Annotated in this window: 18 protein-coding genes; 6 read left to right on the top strand and 12 right to left on the bottom strand. The window is 60.0% G+C overall.

The window, feature by feature from the left end:
• The first annotated feature begins 100 nt into the window (after positions 1-100).
• Complete coding sequence (gene cysE, locus ACEXKH_RS03915; protein ID WP_373573158.1) at positions 101-805, top strand: serine O-acetyltransferase; 705 nt, start codon at positions 101-103, stop codon at positions 803-805.
• 110 nt (positions 806-915) lie between these two features.
• Here the strand turns inward: cysE and ACEXKH_RS03910 are convergent, their stop codons facing one another.
• From ACEXKH_RS03910 to ACEXKH_RS03895, 4 genes are all read right to left on the bottom strand, one after another.
• On the bottom strand, positions 916-2,922 hold the full coding sequence (locus ACEXKH_RS03910; RefSeq protein ID WP_373573157.1) for an ABC transporter ATP-binding protein: 2,007 nt from the start codon (positions 2,920-2,922) through the stop codon (positions 916-918).
• 1 nt (position 2,923) lies between these two features.
• Entirely contained in the window at positions 2,924-4,648 is a 1,725-nt protein-coding gene (locus tag ACEXKH_RS03905; RefSeq protein ID WP_373573206.1) for an ABC transporter ATP-binding protein, read from the bottom strand.
• Entirely contained in the window at positions 4,648-5,148 is a 501-nt protein-coding gene (locus ACEXKH_RS03900) for a MarR family winged helix-turn-helix transcriptional regulator (RefSeq protein ID WP_373573156.1), read from the bottom strand. Before ACEXKH_RS03900 ends, ACEXKH_RS03905 begins: the two co-directional genes overlap by 1 nt.
• A 178-nt stretch (positions 5,149-5,326) precedes the next feature.
• Positions 5,327-5,617 (bottom strand): CDP-alcohol phosphatidyltransferase, encoded by a 291-nt coding sequence (locus ACEXKH_RS03895; protein ID WP_118260475.1) that lies wholly within the window; start codon positions 5,615-5,617, stop codon positions 5,327-5,329.
• A gap of 294 nt (positions 5,618-5,911) precedes the next feature.
• On the opposite strand from ACEXKH_RS03895, the gene ACEXKH_RS03890 reads away from it, so the two are divergent.
• Positions 5,912-6,433, top strand: coding sequence for a nitroreductase family protein (locus ACEXKH_RS03890; RefSeq protein WP_373573155.1), 522 nt, complete (start codon positions 5,912-5,914; stop codon positions 6,431-6,433).
• A gap of 34 nt (positions 6,434-6,467) precedes the next feature.
• Here the strand turns inward: ACEXKH_RS03890 and ACEXKH_RS03885 are convergent, their stop codons facing one another.
• The 6 genes from ACEXKH_RS03885 to ACEXKH_RS03860 all read right to left on the bottom strand — a co-directional run bounded on the left by ACEXKH_RS03885 (position 6,468) and on the right by ACEXKH_RS03860 (position 12,569).
• Positions 6,468-7,745 (bottom strand): LCP family protein, encoded by a 1,278-nt coding sequence (locus ACEXKH_RS03885; RefSeq protein ID WP_373573154.1) that lies wholly within the window; start codon positions 7,743-7,745, stop codon positions 6,468-6,470.
• A 2-nt stretch (positions 7,746-7,747) separates the two neighbouring features.
• Positions 7,748-8,566 carry a class B sortase gene (locus ACEXKH_RS03880; RefSeq protein ID WP_373573153.1) on the bottom strand — a complete coding sequence of 273 codons (819 nt, stop codon included), beginning with the start codon at positions 8,564-8,566 and terminating at the stop codon, positions 7,748-7,750.
• Between the two features lie 86 nt (positions 8,567-8,652).
• Positions 8,653-9,216: a hypothetical protein gene (locus ACEXKH_RS03875; RefSeq protein ID WP_373573152.1), complete on the bottom strand. Its 564-nt coding sequence runs from the start codon at positions 9,214-9,216 to the stop codon at positions 8,653-8,655.
• Positions 9,217-9,384: 168 nt separating this feature from the next.
• Positions 9,385-9,804 carry a hypothetical protein gene (locus tag ACEXKH_RS03870; RefSeq protein ID WP_373573151.1) on the bottom strand — a complete coding sequence of 140 codons (420 nt, stop codon included), beginning with the start codon at positions 9,802-9,804 and terminating at the stop codon, positions 9,385-9,387.
• A gap of 240 nt (positions 9,805-10,044) precedes the next feature.
• Positions 10,045-11,262: a helix-turn-helix domain-containing protein gene (locus ACEXKH_RS03865; RefSeq protein ID WP_373573150.1), complete on the bottom strand. Its 1,218-nt coding sequence runs from the start codon at positions 11,260-11,262 to the stop codon at positions 10,045-10,047.
• Between the two features lie 272 nt (positions 11,263-11,534).
• Positions 11,535-12,569, bottom strand: coding sequence for a YeiH family protein (locus tag ACEXKH_RS03860; RefSeq protein ID WP_373573149.1), 1,035 nt, complete (start codon positions 12,567-12,569; stop codon positions 11,535-11,537).
• A gap of 193 nt (positions 12,570-12,762) precedes the next feature.
• Here ACEXKH_RS03860 and ACEXKH_RS03855 point away from each other — a divergent pair, with 193 nt between their 5' ends.
• On the top strand, positions 12,763-13,464 hold the full coding sequence (locus tag ACEXKH_RS03855) for a GntR family transcriptional regulator (RefSeq protein WP_343007642.1): 702 nt from the start codon (positions 12,763-12,765) through the stop codon (positions 13,462-13,464).
• Between the two features lie 111 nt (positions 13,465-13,575).
• Here ACEXKH_RS03855 and glmS read toward each other — a convergent pair whose 3' ends face one another.
• Entirely contained in the window at positions 13,576-15,423 is a 1,848-nt protein-coding gene (gene glmS / locus ACEXKH_RS03850; RefSeq protein ID WP_373573148.1) for a glutamine--fructose-6-phosphate transaminase (isomerizing), read from the bottom strand.
• Between the two features lie 549 nt (positions 15,424-15,972).
• Between glmS and ACEXKH_RS03845 the strand changes: the two genes are divergently transcribed.
• Positions 15,973-17,085 (top strand): LacI family DNA-binding transcriptional regulator, encoded by a 1,113-nt coding sequence (locus ACEXKH_RS03845; protein WP_373573147.1) that lies wholly within the window; start codon positions 15,973-15,975, stop codon positions 17,083-17,085.
• 113 nt (positions 17,086-17,198) lie between these two features.
• On the opposite strand, the gene ACEXKH_RS03840 is transcribed toward ACEXKH_RS03845, so the two are convergent.
• Positions 17,199-17,849, bottom strand: a complete 651-nt coding sequence (locus ACEXKH_RS03840) for an HAD family hydrolase (RefSeq protein WP_373573146.1) — start codon at positions 17,847-17,849, stop codon at positions 17,199-17,201.
• Positions 17,850-18,022: 173 nt separating this feature from the next.
• On the opposite strand from ACEXKH_RS03840, the gene ACEXKH_RS03835 reads away from it, so the two are divergent.
• Both ACEXKH_RS03835 and ACEXKH_RS03830 read left to right on the top strand, forming a co-directional pair.
• Entirely contained in the window at positions 18,023-18,901 is an 879-nt protein-coding gene (locus tag ACEXKH_RS03835) for a hypothetical protein (protein WP_373573145.1), read from the top strand.
• A gap of 380 nt (positions 18,902-19,281) precedes the next feature.
• On the top strand, positions 19,282-20,265 hold the full coding sequence (locus ACEXKH_RS03830) for a DNA/RNA non-specific endonuclease (RefSeq protein ID WP_373573144.1): 984 nt from the start codon (positions 19,282-19,284) through the stop codon (positions 20,263-20,265).
• Positions 20,266-20,324: the final 59 nt, after the last annotated feature.

The following is a 20,324-nucleotide window of genomic DNA, read 5'->3' as shown; positions in this document are numbered from 1 at the left end:
ACTTGTCGCCCAAAGCAAAGCAAGATCGCCCTTCCTAATCCCTAGCGAATCGCTATACTTTATTGAATCGCATTGTCACGGCGCTAAGGGAGGGCGGCCGGTGAGCTTTATCAATACCATTCGTGAGGACATCAAGACCGTCCAGGCGCAAGACCCTGCCGCGCAAAATGCCCTGGTCATCTTCCTTTCCTACCCTGGCCTGCACGCCAAGTGGAACCACGTGCCCGAGCACTGGCTGTGGGAGCACGGCCATCGTTCGCTCGCCCGTGTGCTCTCGCAAATCACCCGCCACATCACCGGCGTCGAGATTCATCCCGCCGCGCAGATCGGCAAGCACTTCTTTATCGACCACGCCATGGGCGTCGTTATTGGCGAGACTGCCATCGTGGGCGACAACTGTGTGCTCTACCAGGGCGTCACGCTCGGCGGCACCGGCAACGAGACCGGCAAACGCCACCCCACCCTGGGCAACAATGTCACGGTGGGCACGGGCGCCAAGGTACTTGGCAACATCCACATTGGCAACAACGTCAAGATCGGCGGCAACTCGGTCGTCGTCAAGGACGTGCCCGACAACTGCACCGTCGTGGGCGTGCCCGGGCGCATCATCAAGCGCAACGGCTGCCGCGTGTTCGAGGAGAGCTTCGACGCCAAGCAGCATCGCGAGTACATGCCCGACGATGCCGCCGAGCAGAGCGCCCTCAACCGTCAGGGCATCACCGAAAACGCCCGTCGCGTCAAGGAACTCGAGCGAGAGGTGGCCGAGCTCAAAGCCCTCGTCGCCAAGCTTGTGGACGAGCGCTAGGGCCGCGGGCAGCCGCCACAGCATTAACGCCAACGCAAAGGCGCGCCAGGGAATCCGCCCCCGGCGCGCCTTCTTTTCGATGTGACATGCGGGACTGCCCCTTTGTCACCTTATGCGAACTGGCTTAGGTAGAGGTCGGCATAAGCGCCCTCGGCAGCCAGCAGCTCCTGGTGCGTACCCTGCTCGATGATATTGCCGTGATCCATGACCAGGATGAGGTCGGCATCGACGATCGTCGACAGACGGTGCGCGATCACAAAGCTCGTGCGCCCGCGCATGAGCGCGTCCATGGCGCGGCCGATGGCGAGCTCGGTGCGCGTGTCCACACTCGACGTCGCTTCGTCCAGGATGAGGATCGCCGGGTTGTTGAGCAGCACGCGCGCGATGGTCAGCAGCTGACGTTGGCCCTGGCTGATGCTCTCGGCATCGTTAGCCACACGCGTGTCGTAGCCCTGCGGCATAGTGCGCACAAAGAAGTCGACCTGAGCGGCACGTGCGGCCGCGACAATCTCCTCGCGCGTCGCTTCGGGACAGCCATAGGCGATGTTCTCGGCAATGGTGCCATCGAACAGCCAGGCGTCCTGCAACACCATGCCAAACTGCTGGCGCAGCTCGCCGCGGTCCATGCGGCTCGTGTCCACGCCGTCGAGCGTAATGCGGCCGCCGTCGATCTCGTAAAAGCGCATGAGCAGGTTGATGAGCGTGGTCTTACCCGCACCCGTGGTTCCCACCACCGCGATCTTTTGGCCCGGCTCGGCGGTAAACGACACGTCGCGCATAAGCGGCTTGTCGGGCGCATAACCAAAGCGCACGTGTTCAAAGGCAACACGGCCCTCAACCTTGCCCGGCAGCTTGGCGGCGGCCGCCGGCAACGGATCGGCTTCCATCTCGGACTCGTCGAGCAGGTCGAACACGCGCTCGGCGCTCGCCAGCGCGCTCTGCAGCGAGTTAAAGGTAAACGACAGCTGCGTCATGGGCTCGGATGCCTCATAGATAAACTGGAAGAACGCCTGGAACACGCCGACGGTCATATGCCCGGCAACCAGCATGCTGCAGCCCACAAGCGCAATCACGATCTGCGCCAAGCGGCCGATAAAGCGCACCGCGGGGCCGACGGCGTTAATCATAAAGTCGGCCTTGGTGCTCACGCGCGCCAGCTCCTTCGAAGCCTCGTGCACCTCGGCAGAGCTCTGGCGCTCGCGGTTAAACGCACGGATCACCAGACGGCCCGAGTAGCCTTCCTCGACCGCGCTCGTAATCTTGGACACCCACTCCTGGCGCTCGCCCGTCACATCGTGCGTGCGGCGCGAAACGACCTTCGTCACCAGCAGCGAAAGCGCCGTAAAGAACAAAAAGACAAGCGTGAGCGGCACGCTAAACACGAACATCACGCTCACGGCGCCCACCACGGTACCGATCGACACCAGAAGCTGCAGCAAGCCGCGCTGCATGCTCTCAGACATCTTGTCTAAGTCGTTGGTCGCACGGCTGACGACCTCGCCGGGACGATGCGCATCAAAGAAGGCAAGCGGCAGACGGTTGAGCTTTTGAGCGATGCGGTTACGCAGGTGCAGGTTAAGGCGTTCGGCCACGCTCGACATCAAAAAGCTCTGGAGCGCGTAGAACGAGGCAGCGGCCGTCCAGATCATAAAGTAGATGAAGATGGTCCTGCCGCAGTTCTCCCAGGTGATGTTGAAGGTGGTGTCGTTGGCAAACGCCACCTGAATGTGGCCCCACAGCTCATCGATCACGCGGGCGCTATATGCCGGCGCAGCGGTGTTAAAGATGGCATAGAACACGATGCTCGCGAACACGATATAGAAGCGCCAATGGTCACCGGCAGCCTCGCTCCACAGGCGGCGCACCGTCGCCCAGGTGTCGCGGGGTTTCTCGTCCTCGTCCTCGTCGTCCACATCGCGCATGCGCTCTGCCTCAGCGCGGGCGCGCTCATCCTCGGCGCGTTCGTTTTCCTCGTAGAGCGCTTGGCGGCGAGCCTCGCGCTCGGCTGCAGCCTTGGCGGCCTCGTCCAGCTCGGGTGCTACGGCAGCCGTTTCCTCAACCAGTCCCGCGGCAACGGCGTCATCAACGCTGGCCTGCTTCCTGAGCTCCTCGGTCATGCTACTCACCTCCCTTCATCTGCGATTCCGCGATGGCGCGGTACACCTCGCAGGTTTCCATAAGCTCGCCATGCGTGCCCAAGCCCACAACCTCGCCGTCCTTGAGCACGACGATCTGGTCGGCGTGCAAGATCGTCGAGATGCGCTGGGCGATGATGAGCACCGCGGCATCGCATGTCTCGTCCTGCAGCGCACGGCGCAGGGCGGCATCGGTTTTAAAGTCCAGGGCCGAAAAACTGTCATCGAAGATATATAGATCGGCATGCTTCATGAGTGCGCGGGCGATCGCCAGGCGCTGACGCTGACCGCCCGAGAAGTTCGTACCGCCCTGGGCCACCGGCGTATCGAGCCCCTGGGGCTGGTCGAGCACAAAGGTGCTCTGGGCAACCTCCAGCGCATGGAGCATGTCAGCCTCGGTCGCCTCCTCGTTACCAAAGCGCAGGTTGCTCGCCACCGTACCCGAGAACAGCCATGCCTTCTGCGGCACGTAAGCGATATGCCCGCGAATCTCACCTTGCGAAAGGTCGCGCAGATCGACGCCGTTCAGGCGAATGGTGCCCTTCGTGGCATCGTGGAAACGCAACAAGAGCTTGGCCACCGTCGATTTGCCCGATCCCGTCGAGCCTACAATCGCCGTGGTCTGGCCACGGCGACAGGCAAAGCTCAGGTCGCACAGGGTGTCCTCGTCGGCATCGTTAAAACGGAACGACATATGGTCGAACACGGCCACCGCGTCGGCCCCATCTGCGGACTCAGGCGCCCCGTCGCCCAGCGTAGCCTTGCCGTCCACGATGCTCGGCTCGATTTCGAGCACCTGTTGCGCGCGGTTGAGGCACGCCGCAGCGCGCGGAAGCGTCAGAATCACCATCTGCGCCATCATCACAAAGAACAGGATCAAGATCGCGTACTCCAGCACGGCCGAGATGCTGCCGATTTGCATGGCATGGACGCCCACGCGGTTGCCGCCCACCCACAGTACCGCCACTTCGGCGATGTTCATCAAAAAGAAGCTGGAGCTGTCGAGACCCACAAACAGGTGGTTGACCTTGATGGCATTGGCCGCGTAATCGCTAAACACCTCGTCCAGGCGCTGCTCCTCGTGGCGCTCCTTGTTAAATGCGCGGATGACGCGCACGCCCACGATGTTCTCGCGCAGCACCACGTTCATGCGGTCGATAAAGCTCTGCAGGCGCATAAAGATCGGCGCGGCGTTGGCAACGGTAAAGACCGCCGCCACCAGCACGATCGCAACGACCACGCCCAGCAGCGTGCCCATGGCAGGATCGATAAACCAGGCAAAGATGATGCCCGCCACGGCCAAGAACGGCACCGGCAGCACCAACTGAATCGTCTGAAGGATAGCCTGCTGGATCACGTTGATGTCGTTGAGTGAGCGCGTGATCATCGAACCCGTGCCAAAGCGCTCAAAGTCGCTGGCCGCGAGTTCGAGCGACTTGTCGTACACGGCATTGCGGATGTCGCAGGCCACATTGGCCGCCAGACGGGCCGAAAGATAGCAGCCCAGCACCGTGCCGCCGCTGGCCATGCCGGTTGCGATAAGCATGTACAGGCCGTTGCGTAAAATATAGTCGACATCGCCCGTGGTAATACCGGTGTTGACCATGTTCGCCAGCATCGTGGGAACCAACAGCGTACCGACGTTATCTATCAGCACCGCAAACAGCGTCACCGCAATCAGACCGCGGTACGGCCTCATAAACCTCATTAAGAGTCGCATGTGTCCCCCTCGCCCTTATCGTCAGCCTCGTTCTCGGCGGCCACTTGCCGTTTAAATGCCTCGCACTCTTCGTTCAGAACGTGGGAGAACTTACCGACCAAGCGCATGATCTCGCGCTGTTCCCACGGCTCGAGCGCCTCGAATGCCTGTTGCTCGGCTTTTTGCGCCGGCAACGCGTAGCGCTTGGCAAACTGCACGCCTTCTTCGGTCAGTCGCACAACCTTGTTCTTACGACTGCCCTCGGCAAACTCCAACGTCGCAAGCCCTCGCGCCCTAAGCGTCTTAATCGCCGAATTGATGGTCTGTTTGCTGTAGAACCATTCACTCGTCAGCCGACTCACGGCAACGCTTCCGCCCGCTGCACTCGTGTCGACGAGCATCCAGTAGGCGCAGTCCGAAAGACCGCAAGTGCGCGCGAACTCCGAATAGATACGATCAAGCCCGTTGAGCATCCGGTCGAAATCGACCGGGCTAACTGCACTATTCATCTCTCCCACCATTCGATAGTCCGAGTTTTGACCAATTAATATCTCTACATTAGTCCGAGTTTTGACTATCGTCAACAAGATTGTTGTTTATGGTCGGCTCTACATAAGCATATCGACAAAAAGACCGCCGGCGCGGGGGCGGCGCCGGCGGTTGCGAGAGAATATCGAGTGTTGGCTGTTAAGCAGCGACGGCCTCGTAGACCGTGGCACCCGAGAAGCTGTCGTGCAGGCTCTTGCCGCAGATCCACGGCAGTTCGACGACCTCGCAGACCGTGTTGACCAGCTCGGAGCAGTCAGTAAAGTGGCCCTTATCGTTGAGGGCCTCGCAATCCTGAACACGCCAATAGCCATCGGTGTGCGTGATGTAGTACTCGTGATCGTTAATCGACACGAAAGCGCGCGTCTTGGAACGCAGCAGCTTCAGAAATCCTTCGAAGTCGGTCTCGACGACATCTCCAGCCTGGAACATGATGTTACCTCCTGGCCCGGCGCCACCATGGCGCGTTGATAAACGTTGATACTCCTTTAGTAAAACCTTTATCAGAGCTTATGCGCGCATCATTTAGGCAAGTGGTAAAAAACCGCAGGGTAGACGGGATAAAACGTTTAACCATCCCACCGGTTTGTCACATTCTGGCTGAAGTTTTATGCAAACCAACTTTTCCACTTGGTAGCTTGCATTGTTTGGGGCCGACTGCGCGATTACGGCTACGGCACGACGGGTAAGAACGGAACATCTGCAATGTCATCGCTAGGAGGACCCATGGAGACCATCGAAGCGCTCATCCACCGCCGCAGCTGCCGTAATTATAGCGATCGCCCCGTCGAAGCCGAAAAGCTCGCACGCATTATCGAAGCCGGCCAGTACGCGCCGAGCGGCATGGGACGCCAGCCGGTCACGTTTGTCGCCGTTACCGACCCCGCGACCGTCGAGCGCCTCTCGCAGCTCAACGCACAAGTTATGGGCAGCGAGGGAGATCCCTTCTACGGCGCCAAGACCGTTGTGGTGGTGCTCGTCGACCGCAGCGTGCCCACGCACCTGGAAGACGGCTCGCTCGCCATGGGCAACCTGCTCAACGCAGCCTATGCGCTGGGCGTCGATTCGTGTTGGATCCACCGCGCGCACGAGGTCTTTGACTCACCCGAGGGACTGGAACTGCTGGCCAAGTGGGGTCTGCCCGCCGACGGAAGCCTGCGCGGTGTGGGCAACTGCATTCTGGGCTACGCCGCGGACGCACTCCCCGAGGCAAAGCCGCGCCGCGACAACGTGGTGTATGTCGGGTAATTAGTTCCGCCGTTCTAACGAACGGCGGAACAATCTAGTCGACTGGATGATAGAAGGTATCGACGACCGTTTGCTTTACGTTGTCCTGGTCCAGGTAGAACTCGGCGAAGGTGTCGCCCTGCTGCATGGTGCCCTGCAGCGTCACGACATCAAACGAAGTCAGGCCGTGCTCGAGCATCGTGGTCGCCAGATAGCTGAACTCATCGAGACCCAAATTGGTCCACGTATAGTCGCCCATAGCCTGATACAGGCTGATGAGCATGGCAGGGTTACTCTTGGCACTGCTGAGCACCTTCGATGCAAACGCCTGCACGTAGCTCACCTGGCGCGCTGTACGATCCAGCGAAGACGTCAGATTCGTCGTGTCGCGCCACTGCACATACTTTTCCGCCGTTGTACCAAACAGCGTGGTCTCCTGGCCCTCGACCACCTCCGTGCCCGGCACCGTCTGCGTAGGCACCAGCGTCACGCCGCCGATGGAGTCATTAATGGGAGCCACGCCCTCGATATTGAGCGTGTAGTAATAGTCGACTGGAATATTGTCGAGCACGCGCGAAGCGGCGGCGGCCGTCAGTGCCGATGAGTTGTCGCCATCGGTGCCATAGGCAAACTGCAAGCACAGCTGCTCGGTCACCTGGCCGGCAAACGAACCATTGGAATACGTATCTACGGCAACCATGCTGTCACGCGGGATGATAATGCCGCGGGCCTCGCCCGTGTCGGTATTAAGCGCTACGACCATTACGGTATCGGACTGGCCCTTCTGGGTGCCGTCATCGTTATTGCGGCCATCAAAACCGATAAACGCCACCGTGGCCATATGCTTGTTGAGCGCATACTTCTTGCCGTTATAGGTAATGGTGTCGCCCTTGGCCTTAATGACCTTTTCGGTCTTTTCCTCAATCTTCTTTTTGCCTTGGTTCACGCTGTGATTCACAAAGCCCCAGCCGGCAGCAGCAACCGCACCAATCACGAGCAGCACGATCAGCAGCGTGCGGATACGGCGGCGGCGCTTGATGTGCTTAATCGACTCTTTGGAGCGTCGACGACGCTGAGGTGCCGTCTCATCAAGCGAAGGCCACTCTGCCTCATCAACAGGCTGCGCCGCAGCTTCATCGGTCTTTGCCGATACGTCGGACGAGGCCTCGGCCTTGCTCTGCGATTTTTCGTCAGGCTGAGGCGTCGGAGTGTCTTTGGTCTCCCATTGAGGCTCGACAGGCTCCGCCACATCCTGAACCTGCTGCTCGGGATTGTTTACTTGATTTTCGTCGGGATCCACCGCATCGATAAAGTGCTTGCCACGGGGGTTCATGACTATTTTGTCTCCTGGTCGCTTGTTAACACACCGCTGACAATATAGCGCGAGTTGCCCTGCGAGCTATCGAGCATGCAGGTGCTCAACTGCACAATCTTACTATCTGCATCAAGTGTCACGCCGTCACGTGCATTTTTGAGCAATGCGTCCGGATTACAGACTGAATTAAAGTAGTCCTGGCGCACGGCAGGGTCGGCAAAGTTAAACGAATTGAGAATGTGACGGTCGTCATATTGATAGGCCGAGACAATCTTGTACGTCAGAATATGGCCCGGCGTGTAGATATAGAACTCGCCGTTCTCGTTAAAGAAGTCCGCGTCCTCAAAGCTATGCAAGTTGTGGAACACGCCGCCGTTCACATGGCCGTAGATCACCGTGACGGGATCGCTAAAGTCGCGCGCGTTTGCCATCTGACTAAACGCTGTGCCGTAGGGGTCGTACTTGCCGTCCTTGTCGTGGTCCAGATAAAACAGGTCGTCCGTCGTGCTCTGCAGCAAGGGCGTGTTGATATCCGCACCCGGAATGTAGAGCCACGCATAGATATCGGCGTTCTCTTGAATGAGCGGAGCGAAGTCGATGGGGTTGTCCGGCAGCTCCTTGCCCTTTGATTCGACCTTCGTGGCGGGCTTTCCTGTTGCACTCATCTCCTCGGCGCGCTGCTGCTCTAGATGATTCATATAGAGCACGTAGCCACCGCAGCCGACTGCGACTAGTAACAACACTACGAAAACGCCCTTGAGTATCATGGCGCGACGCTTTTTGTCCGAGTCGCCCATATGCTTAACTTCCATATGCTTGCCCTGCGGCTGCTGTGCCATGGTGTTCCCTTACCCTGTAAATCGGCCGAAAAAAGGACCCGCACAAGTACGGGTCCTCAAATCTTACGGTTGAAACCGTGTGTGTGCTAGTTGTTCTTACGAAGAGCAACAAAAGCGCAGGCAGCGCCAGCAGCGGCAACAGCAGCCACAGCGGCAACAGCGGTGGTGTTCACGCCGGTAGCCGGGGACTTAGCACCGTTGTCGGTGGTAGCAGCGCCAGCAGCGGTCTTCTCAGCCACGATGGTGTAGGTGGAGAGCTTGGTGACCTTAAAGACAACGTTACCGTTGTTGTCGGCGGTCAGGTTCAGCTGCTCCGTAGTGCCGTCGTTGTGCTGGACATAGACGGTAACCTTAGCGTTGGCGTAAGCCTTGCCAAGGGTGAAGGTGACGGTCAGCGGGTTGGACTCGGAAACGGTGCCCTCAACGGTCTCGGTGATCTCGAAGGAAGCGACCACGTTGGCACCGGCAGGGGTGCCCTCGGCGTTCTTGGTGGTGGAAACAACCTTGACGTTGGCGTTGTTAACGCTGGCGGTCACGTTGTTGGCGCCGGTGGCGGTGGTGTTGGCAGGGCTCGGGGCGGCGAAAGCAGCCACGGGCAGAGCCAGGGCAAGAGCGAGAACGCTCAGTGCTGCCATGAATCTCTTCTTCATGTTAGGTACTCCTCAACTTGCAGCTTGCGGACCTTTAAATGCCTAGTAGTATAGCTTTTTTTACAAATTGTGACTAATGAGTTCTATATGAAACAACATTGCTGCTTTTTTGCTCACTCATTGGCCCCAAACGGCGACTTGGTGTGATGGTTCTGTGACTTATTGGCCTTATGTTACGGGCGTGACCTGCGAACCCGCGCCGTTTGCACTGGTTTCGCTAACCTCGCTGTCCGTATCCTCGCCCTTTTGGGCATCGGTGATCGTTGCGGCAGCGGCAACAATACCGCGCTGAGACGCCACGCCCGTCTGTGCCTGAGCGCCCTCGACAAGCTCCGTGCCGGCATGCGCGAGCTCAGCAGATTTGAACATCGCACTCAGGTCGACCCCGCCGCCAGCGTAGCCGAGCGCGGCAAGTGCGATCACAATCACCGCAACAACAACTGTAATCGGCACATAACGATGCCAGCCAGCAGGATTGAGCCCACTGCGGCGAGCCGCACCGCGGCTGATATAGCCCAGCGTTCCGTCGTGCTTAAGCTTAGAGCCCACCACGCGCTTGCGCCCCCACAGCGTCGACTCGGCCTGCATGGCCAAGCGAGCGCTTGCCGAAGGATAACCGTATTTGGTGCGCTTGAACGAACCGTCGAACCCCGACGCGTGCTTGCCCCACGTCCGGGACGTCGTGCGGCGGTTAACTGGAGCCGCGCTCCGTCTATTCCGGTTTGGTTTTGAAGTCTCCGCCATACGCCCCCGCACGCCGTAACACAATCGAAACATTACTGCTTTGGACTGTAGCACACGCGCCGCACGCGGTCACGGGCGCCTCGCTCAGCGGTCGTCGTCCTTCAGCAAGCGCCACAAGGTCGTGCGGCTTATTCCCAGCACCTCGGCAGCGCGGGTCCGGTTGCCCTGAAGGTGGCCTACGACCAGCCGCGCGATATCGCGTTCGGTATCGGCCAGTGGACGCAGGATATACAGATCGCTGTCGAGCGTCGGAGCGCCAAAGGTTGCGGTTTTGATGACGTCCTCCTGGGCGAGCACCTCCTCCGCCACTTCGCGCTCCGCCACACCCGACCCTACTAATATATAGAGTCGTTCCGAGACCTCGCGCAGCTGCAGATAGTTGCGTGGCCAGCGATAGCCGTTGAGCGTCGAGGCAGCCTCCTCGGACATACTCGGAGCGGCAGTTCCAAAGGCATCTGACAGATATGACAAATACCGCGCAACCTTTTTCGATGCGCCACCCTGCTCGGCAATCGCAGGCGCCACACTTACTGCACACGCCAAGCGCTCGGTTACAAAAGCGGCCTGATCGCTTTCGCCACCGCCCGGCATGTCGTTTGCCGTCAGAACCACATGGCAACGCGCGGCCAGCGCCGTGTCGGTCATCGTAGAGACAAGCTCACGCAGACGCTGCGGCGAAAGTGCATGCCAGCCACCAATACAAAGGGTCAGCCTTGCCTGGAACAGCGGCGATTCCGAGCTTTTGAGCAGATGGCGCCAGCCGCGATCTGTGAGCTCGTCAAGTGCCACGGACACAAAGGGTTCGTCGGCATAAGGCCCATCCAGATAGAGGCGCTTTGCAATCTCTGCCTGGCCAGCACCCAGCTCACCCTCCAACATGAGGGGCACGCCGCGGGCATAGCTTTCGCAGACGGGGCCAGCGACCGCAGCGGCGCCCTCGACAATGCCGTACGCGCTTGCCTCGTAGCGCGCCTCGACCTCATCTGCGTTAAGCCACTCAATACCCGCGTGTGCCGCCACACCGTGCACCTCGCGGACCACGACCACCCAAAGCGCGCCGTATTCCTTGGCGACCGGACGCACCGTGAGGCTCAAGCGCCCTCCCGCATGCCCCATCACCAGGCGCGTGCCGTCGCCCACTCGTCCCACGCGCTCGGCGACAAATGCCGCGACGTCTTGCTCGAGCGCGACATCATCCATGGTCGAAATCGCCACGCGTCCATGCCCATCGATTGCCAACGCCGAGGCCCCGGCAGCAGCCAAGGCCTCGATCAAGATTTGTAGCTTGGCGTCACTGTTCATATTGCGCCCCGTCCTCGGCGCCACGCCGCCACCGACGGCCGCGCAGGCGAGTGTTTCATAATTGAACGATATTGCTCACCAAACACTATAGGGCAGAAGCCGCCGTCCTGCGAGTATATGAGTTGCCCCGCATCGCCATCCTGGCGGGGCGATAAGAGCTCTTCGGGACCTATCAACCTGCGGACAAGCCATACCCGCAAGAGCTCCTATCGCTCCACCGCGGACATGCGCTCGCCAGCACGCAGCACGCAGCACGCAAATAAGCCACTTCTCTACCAGATTCCCAGCACGTGCTGCATTCCCAAACTCATGCACGCAATGCCAATCCAGCAGCAAAAGCCCAATGCGATGGGCTTGCCGCCCTTTTTGACCAGCTCAACGATATCGGTATTAAAGCCAATAGCCGCCATGGCCATCACGATAAAGAACTTCGACAGCTCCTTGATGGGCGCCGTAATGGATGTAGGAAGCTGAAGCACCGTGGTAATCACGCTCGCCAGCACAAAGAACAGCACGAACATGGGAAACGCGCGTTTAAGCGAGAACGTGCTTTTGGCGTCGCCGCCGGCCTTGCGCGCCAGATGCATCTGCCAGCATGCGAGAACCAACGTAATGGGAATAACGGCCAGCGTTCTGGTGAGCTTGACCACCGTGGCGCTCTCGAGCACATTGGCGCCGGGATGCATACTGTCCCAGGCGCTCGCCGCAGCCGTTACCGACGAGGTGTCGTTGATGGCGGTGCCGGCAAACAAGCCAAAGCCCTCGTTAGTCAGCCCGAGCATGCCGCCGAGCGTCGGAAACACGAGCGCCGCGATAACGTTAAACAGGAAGATGACCGAAATAGCCTGGGCAATCTCACGATCGTCGGCATCGATGACGGGCGCGGTCGCGGCGATGGCAGAACCGCCGCAAATCGACGAACCCACACCCACAAGCGTCGCGATCTTGCCCGGCACGTTCATGACGCGGCAGAGCACGAAGGCGATGACAAGCGAGGTCGAGATCGTCGCCACGATAATCGGCAGCGACTGAGCGCCTTTGGACAGAATCTGCGAGAGGTTCATGCCAAAGCCAAGCAAGATTACCGCGTACTGCAAGACTTTTTTAGACGTATAGGAGACACCGGCGGCGAGCTGTTCGCGACGATTCTTGGGAAAGACGAGTGCCAGGACCATGCCAAAGAGGATGGCAAACACCGGACCGCCGACCACCTCAATCTGTTTGCCGAGTAACGTCGCGGGGATGGCGACGATCAGGCAGAACAAGACGACCTTCCAGCGTTCGCGTACGATATTCGCCAGTTGCATATGGGATTCCTTCTTTCTATTTCACGTTTGCGACGGCCTATGATACGGCAACATTGAGCACAGCCCTGCGCAAATACAGACTAAGATGCCGCAATAGTTCTTGGGCAACAGCCGAATTACCCACCACGGAGAGCTGATTCGCGGCATAATTAACAGCTGATATATGAGTGTGATAGAACGGTTGCGAGGCACTATGGAAGAATCGATGCACGTCGGCGAGCAGGAAACGAGCCTACAGGATCAGTCCTACCACACCATTCGACGCAAAATCGTCTACCTGGACTACAAGCCGGGCGAAAAGCTGGGCGTCAAGCAGCTTTGCGACGACCTGGATATGGGGCGCACCCCTGTGCGCGAGGCGCTGGTGCGTCTGGCGCAAGAGGGCCTGGTGCGCACCGTGCCCCAAAGCGGCACCTATGTCTCGCCCATCAACCTCACTCTTGCCGAGAGCGCCTGCTACATTCGCGAGCACCTGGAAAAGCAGGTGATTGTGGAGTGCTGCGCCCGTGCCACCTCTGCAGGCATCGAGCAGCTCGACCGAGCCATCGCGCTGCAGGAAAAGACCATGGCCGAGGAGGATCGCATCGGCTTCTTTTTAAGCGACAACCTCATGCACCGCATGATCTTTAGCATCGCGTGCCGCAGCACCGTGTGGTCGTGGCTCGAAGAGACCAATGCCGACCTGGAGCGCTTCCGCTGGCTGCGCGCCGCCACGCAGACGCTCGACAATCAGGAGATTGTTAACGAGCACAAGCAAATCCGCCGCGCCATCGCCGGCCGCGACCCCATCGAGGCGAGCTTTTTGGTCAGCAAGCACCTGCATATGATGTTCCGCAACCAGACCGAGGTCCTGGACCAATATCCCAAGTACTTCGAGACCAGCAAGCTCCGCTAACCTGCCAAAAAGGGACAGGTTTATTTTGGCAGGTTTTATCTGGGCAAATGCAACAAGGCCCGGCTCCGCTGCAACGGAGCCGGGCCTTGGTCGCTAGAACGGCGGAACCAACTACTCGACAGTAACGCTCTTTGCCAGGTTACGGGGCTGGTCGACGTCGCAGTCGCGCAGGATGGCAACCTCGCGGGCGAGCAGCTGCAGCGGGACACTCGCCGTGATGGGGCTGAACACGTCGCGGACGGCCGGCACGCGAATGATGCAGTCGGCGATCTTGTTGATCTCCTCGTCACCCTCGGTGGCAACGACGATGACCTTGGCACCGCGCGCCTTGCACTCCATAAGGTTCGACACGGTCTTGTCGTAGGTGGCGCTCTTGGTGGCCACGGCGATGACGGGGAAGCCCGGATCAATCAGGGCAATGGGGCCGTGCTTCATCTCGCCGGCAGCATAGGCCTCGGCGTGCAGGTAGCTGACCTCCTTGAGCTTGAGTGCGCCCTCGTAGGAGATGGCAGCGCCCATACCGCGTCCCACGAACAGCGCCGACTGCGCGTCCTTGCACAGCAGGGCGGCCTCGTGCACGGCCTCGGTCTGCGTGTCCAAAATCCACTGGATCTGCTCGGCCGTATCGGAAAGCTCGCGGAACATCATGCGCGCTTGCTTGGTGGTCAGACGGTACTTGACCTGCGCCAGCAGCAGAGCCAGCAGCGTGAGGCTCACAACCTGGCCGATGAAGCTCTTGGTCGAGGCGACCGCGATCTCCTTGTTGGCCTTGGTATAAATGACGCCGTCGCTCTCACGCGCCACGGGGCTGCCCACCACGTTGGTGATGCCAAAGACCTTGGCGCCCTTGATACGCGCGTCGCGAATGGCGGCGAGGGTATCGGCCGTCTCGCCCGACTGGGACACGGCAACGACAAGCGTCGTCGGCGTGATGATGGGGTTGCGATAGCGGAACTCGCTGGCAGCCTCGACCTCGGTGGGAATGCGAGCCCAGCCCTCAATAAGGTTCTTTGCGATGAGTCCTGCGTGATAGCTGGTGCCGCAGGCGATCACGTAGACACGGTCGATGTCGTTGAGCTCCTCGAGGGACAGGCCCAGCTCATCGATATCGAGCTCGCCGGCAGGCGTCATACGGCCAACCAGCGTGTCGCGCACGACGCGCGGCTGCTCGTGAATCTCCTTGAGCATAAAGTCGGGATAGCCGCCCTTTTCGGCCATGTCCAGATCCCAATCGATGTGGGTGACCTTGGGCTCGATGACATTGCCGGCCTCGTCGGTGTACTCGACGCCCGCAGGCGTAAGCTTGGCAAACTGACCGTCCTCGAGCACCACGACATCGCGGGTGGCGTCGATGAGCGCGATGACGTCGGAAGCAACGTAGGAGCCGGTCTCGCCCACGCCGACCACAATCGGGGAGTCCTTGCGGGCAACGGCGATCACGCCAGGCTCGTCGGCGCACACGGCGGCCAAGCCATAGGCGCCTACCACGTGGGTGCAAGCCTCGCGCACGGAGGCCATCAGGTCGTGCGTCTCGGCATAGGCCTCTTCGATCAGATGCGCGAAGACCTCCGTATCGGTCTCGCTCTTAAAGTGATGGCCGCGGCCCTCCAGCTCCTCGCGCAGTTCGGCGAAGTTCTCGATAATGCCGTTGTGGACGATGGCGATGCGACCGTCGCAGCTAGTGTGGGGATGAGCGTTAACGACGGAAGGCTTGCCGTGGGTAGCCCAACGGGTGTGACCGATACCGCAGGTTGCGTCGCTATCGATATTGGAAAGCTCGCTCTCCAGACCCGCGACCTTACCCACGCGGCGGATGACATCGAGGTGCGCCGCGGCGCCCTCGCCCACCTCGAGCGCGACACCCGAGGAGTCATAGCCACGATACTCCATACGCTTGAGGCCCGTGACCAGGATGTTCTTTGCAATATCAGAGCCGGTGTAGCCGACGATTCCGCACATAAGATAAATCCCTTCGTTCGCGTGACTGCAAGACGTCCACGCACAAGGGGCGCTGAGACGTATAACGTTCGAGTATTGTACTCACGCAAACGCAAGCTGATATACCAGAAGTGGTACCTCAACTTGGATACCACTCGATACACACATGCCCAAACCACCACGATGGGGACAGGCGCCTTTGTGGTGGTTTGGACCGAGGCGGCGCTCTGTCCCGGCGAAAGATCTCGATCTGTAACATCTGGGGCTCCGGAAGCCGGCTTAGTGTTACAGATCGAGACATTACGGTTCGGCCCCTGCACTATGTCTCGATCTGTAACAGGTAGAGCCGGTTTTGCCGTCCAGATGTTACAGATCGAGACAATTGAAGGTCCGGGCAGCTCAAACCGCCACAAAGGTGCCTGTCCCCTTCGTGGTGGTCGCGCTGGCAACGGCGTTTGCCCAGATAAAACCTGCCAAAATAAACCTGTCCCTAATTGGCAGGTTTTGACACCTCAGAGGCGGGCGATGCTACAATCTGGCTTGTACTTGAAACGCATCAAAGGGGCCGCTATGGCAAAGGTAAAAATCAGCGACGTCGCGCGCGAGGCAGGGGTTTCGCTGGGCACGGTTTCCAACGCACTCAACCACCCCGAAAAGCTGCGCCCCGAGACCCTCAAACTCATCAACGAGACCATCAATCGCCTTGGCTACCTGCCCAACCAAAGCGCCCGTCAGCTCGCGGGCGGCACCACCAAGTCCTTTGGCCTGGTCCTTCCCCGTCTCGACCACGGTTTTTCGCTCCAAATTGCCAGCGGCGCCCATAACGAGGCCCGCAAGCACGGTTACGACCTGCTCATCGCCAACGCCGATAACGACGATATTCTCCAGGACCATTACCTGCGCTACTTTATGGGCACGCAAATGTCCGGCGTCATGGTTCAGCCCATGGCGTCCCCCGACTGGCGCCCCGCAACGACCAAGATGCCCGTGCCGATCGTCTATCTGGACATCCACTGCTCCGAGCCCGGTTACTACGTGGCCGCCGACAACGAGGCGCAGGGGCGCATTATCGCCGAGCTCGCCGTCGCCCGCGGCGCACGCCATATCACCGTTGTGGGCAGAGCGGCATTCATGCAGCTCACCCTGCGCGTACTTGGCATTCACAAGGCCCTCGCCCTGCATCCCGATATCAAAATTGAAGTCATTGACGCCGGAGAGTGGAATACCGCAGCCGACGGCTACAGCATTGGCGCTCAGATTGCCGGGCGCCCTGCCGACGAACGCCCCGATTTTGTCGTCGGCCTGACCGACGTGTTAGCCTCGGGCGTTATCTCGGCATTGGTCGACAAAGGCATCTCCGTCCCCGAGCAGGTTCGCGTGGCCGGATGCGACGGCAACCCACTCGCCTGGAGCGGGTCGGTTCCCCTCACCACCGTGGCACCGCCGGGTTACGAAATTGGCCGCAAGGGCGTTCAGTTGCTGATGGAGCAGATTGAGAACAAAGCCCCGGCAAAGACCAAGCATATCCGCGTCGGCTCTGCAACGCGCACCGTCGCCGCAGTCACCACCGCGGAGGATATCAACCGCCAAGAACTCGTGCGGCCGTTCCTCCTCGAGCGAGCCAGCACCCAGGCGAGCAGCCACGCCGAAGCCACCGCCATCAACCTAGGCGCGTATCTATAGCGCGTCGGCCAGTATGCCAAAATGCCGTTTAAGCAAAAGAGGCCCGACCATTGCCGGACCTCTTTTGCTTAAGTGCAAAGACGGCCAATTTCTCGCTTCAACGCCGCAATTGCCTAGCGTACGGCCTTGACCGCCGCCGCCAGGTCGAACAGCGAATCGAGCACGGCCTCGCAGCCATCCACCACATCCTGCGGCAGCGGCACGATATCGGGCACGGCAAAGACATGGCAACCCGCCGTGATGCCCGAGACGCAGCCGTTGCGCGAATCCTCGACCACGGCGCACTCCTCGGGGGCAAAGCCCGCGCGCTCGCAGGCAAGCAGATACATCTCGGGGTCGGGCTTGCCGTGCACGACGTCCTCGCCACAGGTCACCGTTTCAAACTTGTCAAAAAGACCGACCATCTTAAGGTTGCGCTCGGCCGTAACGAGGCGCGACGACGTCGCTAGACCCACGTGATAGCCCGCAGCCAGCAGCTCGTCGAGGCACTCAGCGGCGCCGGCCTTAAGCTCCAGTTCGGTCTTGACCATCTCGTCGCGAATCTCCTTGTGGCGGGCATAGACCGCCTCGGTGGTTTCGTGGCTGCCATAATGCTTATCGAGGATGTCCATAACATCGGGCAGCGTGCGGCCGATAAACTGATGGATCAGCGCATCATCAATCGCTACCCCCAGCTCGGCAGCGCCCGCCCTCCATGCCTTAATGCCCAAACGCTCGGTATCGACCAGCGTTCCGTCCATGTCAAAAATAACAGCCTTGATCATATCGGTCCCCCATCGGCTCTCGCTATCGCATTACCGCAACTCTACCGCATTTGGCAACTTGTATATAACGTATATGCCATATTGCACTTTCGTTACATAGGTAGAAGTATTATGACAAGCAGCCCGGTAGGATTATAGTTTTTGGCCGAGTACATATTGGTAAGGATCGATTCATGTTTTCAGACACCACCGCACCTGCAAAGGAGCTTCAGGATAAACTCGCAGAGCTCGAGCAGCTGCTTTTGGCATACGGACGCGTTGCCATCGGCTTTTCCGGCGGCGTCGACAGCAGCTTTTTGGCCGCGGTCTGCGCCCGCATCATGCCTGCCAGCACGCTTCTCGTCCACCTCACCACGCCGCTCATCGGCACGCCCGAACAGGCTTCGTTTGAGCGCTCCGTTGACGGGCAAGCCAATGAGGAGCCACATTTTAAGCTCCCTGTGCTCAATCTTTCGGTCGATCAGTTGCAGCTCCCCCAAGTAGCCTGCAACGATGCTAATCGCTGCTACCACTGTAAGCACGCCGGCTTTACCGCTATCGTCAACCACGCCAAGTCGCTCGGCTTTCCCACCGTCATCGATGGCAGCAATGCAAGCGATCGCGGCGACTACCGCCCCGGCATGCGCGCGGCAGAAGAGCTCGGCGTACGCTCCCCTCTTATGGAGGTCGGCTTTACCAAGGACGAGGAGCGCGAGCTGCTGCGCGCATGGGGCTATCCCGTTTGGAACCTGCCGGCGGGAGCCTGTCTTGCCACGCGCGTCCCCACGGGCGAGGAGCTTACGCGCGAGAAGGTCGATTTAATCCGCGCCTGCGAGGACTACCTGCACGAACTTGGTCTGGCGCAGGTTCGCGCGCGCTTGGTCGGCAGCTGTATGCACATCGAGGCCGCCCCCGCAGATGTCGCCAAGATTGCCGCCCTCGGCGGCGGCGCCGTCGATGCCGAGGGCAAGGCCCCACTGCCCGCCGCTATCGAGTCCGCGCTGCGCGAGCTGGGCTGCGGCCACATCTCCCCCGAGGTCACCCCCTACATCCACGGCAACATGAACCTTTAGGTTACGCCGTTTTACAAACGGCGTACCTGCTCGGCGCTGCGCGGGCTCCGGGTGCGGCAATCTGACGTTCAACTTCACGGGCACGACCAAAAGGTCAGCGCCCGCTTGTTTCACGTCACCTTACCGCACCCGAAGCCCGCTCGCTCGCATATGCTCAACCTGGACTGCGTTAACTGACCCGCCAATAAGGGACAGGTTTGTTCTAGCAAGTTTTATCTGGGAAAACGCCGAATAGCTTTATATTCACAACCGCCGCAGCTCCATATGAGGTAAATGAATCAGTAGCGTTTGTCCCAAATCTTAAGTATTTGTTCGACAGAACGGCCCCTGCCGGCTCCTGCTAGACTGGTAGATTCCCAACCGTCCATCCAGGAGCCTCAATGTCGCGCAAGTCCGCCTACAAGCAAGCACTTTCCATCGGCACCGCCGTGGTGTTGGGGTTTGCGCTGTTTACGGGATCGCTCGACGGAGCTCCCAAGTTGCTGTCGCCGCAAAGCGATGAACAGGCGGCAGCTCTGGCCGAGAAGCAAAACGAGAGTCCCAGCCGCACCGACGACGAGGCGGACTTGGTCGCCCGGCTCGAATCGGGAACAGCGAGCTCCCCGGACTCTCAAAATAGCCAAGACTCTGGCGATGGCTCTGAATCCGCCGCAACCGACGCCGGTGACGCTGCCTCCGCGGATAGCGCCGCCACCCCCATCGACGAAGTCGAAAACCCTGACCTCAACCGCGCCCGCGGTGTTTATCTCAGCAGCATTCCCGACTACGCCGGCAACCCCTACGTTGCCCTTCGCGCCGACAGCACGCACCCGTTGGGCATGCCGTCGTTCACGCTCGATGAATACGATCGCGCCACCGAAGAGGGCTGCTTTAAGAAATTCTCCAAGCTCGATAGCCTGGGCCGCACCCGCAAGGCACTCGCCTGCGTTGGCCCCGAATCGCTCGGCCAGGGCAAGCGCGGCGACATCTCGCGTATCCACCCCGCCGGATGGCACCAGCAGCGCTACGACTTTATTCCGAGCCAGAGCCTCTACAACCGCTGCCACCTCATCGCCTGGTCGCTCTGCGGCGAAAACGCCAACCGCAAGAATCTCCTCACCGGCACGCGCTATCTCAACGAGACGGGCATGCTGCCGTTTGAAGAGCAGGTCCTCGACTACATCCGCGACACGGGCAACCATGTGCTCTACCGCGTCACGCCCATGTACAACGAAGAGGAACTCGTCTGTCGTGGCGTTCGTCTGGAAGCACAATCGGTCGAGGACCACGGCAAGACCCTGTGCTTCCACGTGTACTGCTACAACCTGCAGCCGCACGTGCAAATCGACTACGCCACCGGCCGCAACCAGGCATCCGGAGACTAGCGCCGACTGCGCTGCCCGTAACCAAAAAAATGATCCGCAATCCTTCCGTCGCATACGGA

It is taken from the genome of Collinsella aerofaciens ATCC 25986 (assembly GCF_964259375.1).
Taxonomy (GTDB): domain Bacteria; phylum Actinomycetota; class Coriobacteriia; order Coriobacteriales; family Coriobacteriaceae; genus Collinsella; species Collinsella aerofaciens_BO.
The sequence above is the reverse complement of the archived record's forward strand: the minus strand, read 5'-3'. Positions and strand labels throughout refer to the sequence as shown.

Coding starts and splice junctions, on each gene's coding strand:
- ACEXKH_RS03910 (WP_373573157.1), bottom strand. CDS start 2,922: ATGACCGAGGAGCTCAGGAAGCAGGCCAGCGTTGATGACGCCGTTGCC.
- ACEXKH_RS03905 (WP_373573206.1), bottom strand. CDS start 4,648: ATGAGGTTTATGAGGCCGTACCGCGGTCTGATTGCGGTGACGCTGTTT.
- ACEXKH_RS03900 (WP_373573156.1), bottom strand. CDS start 5,148: ATGAATAGTGCAGTTAGCCCGGTCGATTTCGACCGGATGCTCAACGGG.
- ACEXKH_RS03895 (WP_118260475.1), bottom strand. CDS start 5,617: ATGTTCCAGGCTGGAGATGTCGTCGAGACCGACTTCGAAGGATTTCTG.
- ACEXKH_RS03890 (WP_373573155.1), top strand. CDS start 5,912: ATGGAGACCATCGAAGCGCTCATCCACCGCCGCAGCTGCCGTAATTAT.
- ACEXKH_RS03885 (WP_373573154.1), bottom strand. CDS start 7,745: ATGAACCCCCGTGGCAAGCACTTTATCGATGCGGTGGATCCCGACGAA.
- ACEXKH_RS03880 (WP_373573153.1), bottom strand. CDS start 8,566: ATGGCACAGCAGCCGCAGGGCAAGCATATGGAAGTTAAGCATATGGGC.
- ACEXKH_RS03875 (WP_373573152.1), bottom strand. CDS start 9,216: ATGAAGAAGAGATTCATGGCAGCACTGAGCGTTCTCGCTCTTGCCCTG.
- ACEXKH_RS03870 (WP_373573151.1), bottom strand. CDS start 9,804: ATGCAGGCCGAGTCGACGCTGTGGGGGCGCAAGCGCGTGGTGGGCTCT.
- ACEXKH_RS03865 (WP_373573150.1), bottom strand. CDS start 11,262: ATGAACAGTGACGCCAAGCTACAAATCTTGATCGAGGCCTTGGCTGCT.
- ACEXKH_RS03860 (WP_373573149.1), bottom strand. CDS start 12,569: ATGCAACTGGCGAATATCGTACGCGAACGCTGGAAGGTCGTCTTGTTC.
- ACEXKH_RS03855 (WP_343007642.1), top strand. CDS start 12,763: ATGGAAGAATCGATGCACGTCGGCGAGCAGGAAACGAGCCTACAGGAT.
- glmS (WP_373573148.1), bottom strand. CDS start 15,423: ATGTGCGGAATCGTCGGCTACACCGGCTCTGATATTGCAAAGAACATC.
- ACEXKH_RS03845 (WP_373573147.1), top strand. CDS start 15,973: ATGGCAAAGGTAAAAATCAGCGACGTCGCGCGCGAGGCAGGGGTTTCG.
- ACEXKH_RS03840 (WP_373573146.1), bottom strand. CDS start 17,849: ATGATCAAGGCTGTTATTTTTGACATGGACGGAACGCTGGTCGATACC.
- ACEXKH_RS03835 (WP_373573145.1), top strand. CDS start 18,023: ATGTTTTCAGACACCACCGCACCTGCAAAGGAGCTTCAGGATAAACTC.
- ACEXKH_RS03830 (WP_373573144.1), top strand. CDS start 19,282: ATGTCGCGCAAGTCCGCCTACAAGCAAGCACTTTCCATCGGCACCGCC.